The following is a 1,780-nucleotide window of genomic DNA, read 5'->3' on the forward strand; positions in this document are numbered from 1 at the left end:
AGATCCAATGTCCCGAGTCCTGTACTTAGAACATAAAACCGAAAGAAATTCCATATAATTAACACAAAACTAGTTAGGAAGTGTTAATATTGAAAACTAAGATTATAAATTTGCCATATAGGATTAATATAGCCAACAATTTTTGGACTCGATTTAAAGGTCTTCAATTTCAAAAGAAACCTTTAGTTGAAGAAGGACTCTTGATTACCCCTTGTAACTCAATTCACATGTTCTTTATGAGGTTCCCAATTGACGTGGTTTTTCTCTACCAATCAAATAACGTAGTAAAAATAGTTTCAAATATCAATCCTTGGAGAATAGTTCCGCCAGTTAAGGACGCCCATTCCGCACTTGAGTTACCAAGCGGTACTATTATTGAGAAGAATATTTGCGTTGATGATAAGATTACTTTTATACAAAAATTTAATAAGTTGATTGCATAGAATCGTGGTTCAAACTTTTATAACGATTTTTAGTAATAGAGTATATTCGTGACAATTTGAGACATAAATTGATAAACAATTGTGGCTCAAATTAAAAGAAAATCATATAAGAAGCGAGTCAGAGAACATTTTGTCTATAACTGTCACCGTTTAGTCTCACTGTAAGGTGCAAAGCGGAGAAGAAAATTCTCTAAAAAAGTCAGAAAAGGCCGAAATAGTATCTTCGGCCGCATGTACTATAAAATAAGTATCTATTCTCTCAATCACCATATCAAAAACACTATTTGTTCTTCGGTTATAGGGGAGCGAACGACGCATACCCACCGCAATACAGCAATGAATAACACACTTACCCAAGTGTCAGGTGCCATCGGTTCAGCGCTGCTGATCACGGTCATGAATACGCGGACGACAGCAGTGGCGACAGACTTAACAGCAAGCGGTGCAGATCCTGCTGGAATCATGAATACCGCAATGATGCAAGGAATCAATTTCTCTTTCTTCGTATCTACATTTATTGCTGTTATTGCGGTGATACTATCATTCTTCATCACCAGACCAAAAAAGCAACCAACTGAAGAAGAAAAAGAGCGCGTCAATAGAAGGGTACCGGTCGAAGAATGACGATTCGATAACATCACCCCACTTACCTTTTAAAGAGAACATTAAAATGCCCGATGTCTAGATACTAGTAGACATCGGGTATTTTAGATTAGCCATAAAAACAAATGTTCTTTATGGCTGAAAAGATAGAAAGTATTAATTTTTCTCATTTTACTCGACTAAGATTTCCAATCCAATGCAACCTGGAAATACAAATCACACAGTAATAAAACCCTATTTTCAGTTGATTCTAAGGTTGTGGTGCTACCCATGTAAAAGGTTTCGTTGTCTGTATACCATAAATATAAATACCAGTGGTTTCTATTAAGTGGGTATTGAATTTTATATGGAAACTAACATGCTAAAATGGAATTTCTATGGTGTGACTCTAGTTAATCAGATGAATGTGAAGGCCTGATTTCCTTTTTTAAACACAAGTTTCCTCATGAATTTTCTTTAGTAGTGAAGAGGTTCAGTAATACATTCTTGATTAGTAATCCTTACATTCCAATAAAGATATCATCCTATATAAATTAAGGTGTGGGTAATTTCATTTTACAAGATAGGACGATTTTTTATTTATTTTTAAAACTATATTGTTATCAATGTCGATTTTTAAAAAGGTGAATGATTGTAGTGAAAGGCGACGACTCCAGCGGGAAAAGCGAGACAGACAAGACCCCGCAGGAGCACACAATGGAACAAAGGCTAAGAACGCCACAGTCGTGTGGCAA

At 35.6% G+C, this 1,780-nt stretch carries 2 protein-coding genes and 1 pseudogene; 2 read left to right on the forward strand and 1 reads right to left on the reverse strand.

The window, feature by feature from the left end; all coding sequences use genetic code 11:
• Positions 1–80: 80 nt before the first annotated feature.
• Both B371_RS20960 and B371_RS23680 read left to right on the forward strand, forming a co-directional pair.
• Positions 81–443: a DUF192 domain-containing protein gene (locus B371_RS20960; RefSeq protein ID WP_157185116.1), complete on the forward strand. Its 363-nt coding sequence runs from the start codon at positions 81–83 to the stop codon at positions 441–443.
• 330 nt (positions 444–773) lie between these two features.
• Positions 774–1,067, forward strand: a pseudogene (locus tag B371_RS23680) (MFS transporter); the annotation flags it as partial.
• A gap of 529 nt (positions 1,068–1,596) precedes the next feature.
• On the opposite strand, the gene B371_RS23900 reads toward B371_RS23680, so the two are convergent.
• Positions 1,597–1,780 (reverse strand): hypothetical protein (locus tag B371_RS23900; RefSeq protein ID WP_237721485.1); only part of this gene is annotated, 184 nt, incomplete at its 5' end.

The organism is Paenisporosarcina sp. TG20, assembly GCF_000286315.1.
In the GTDB taxonomy this organism is placed as follows: Bacteria; Bacillota; Bacilli; order Bacillales_A; family Planococcaceae; genus Paenisporosarcina.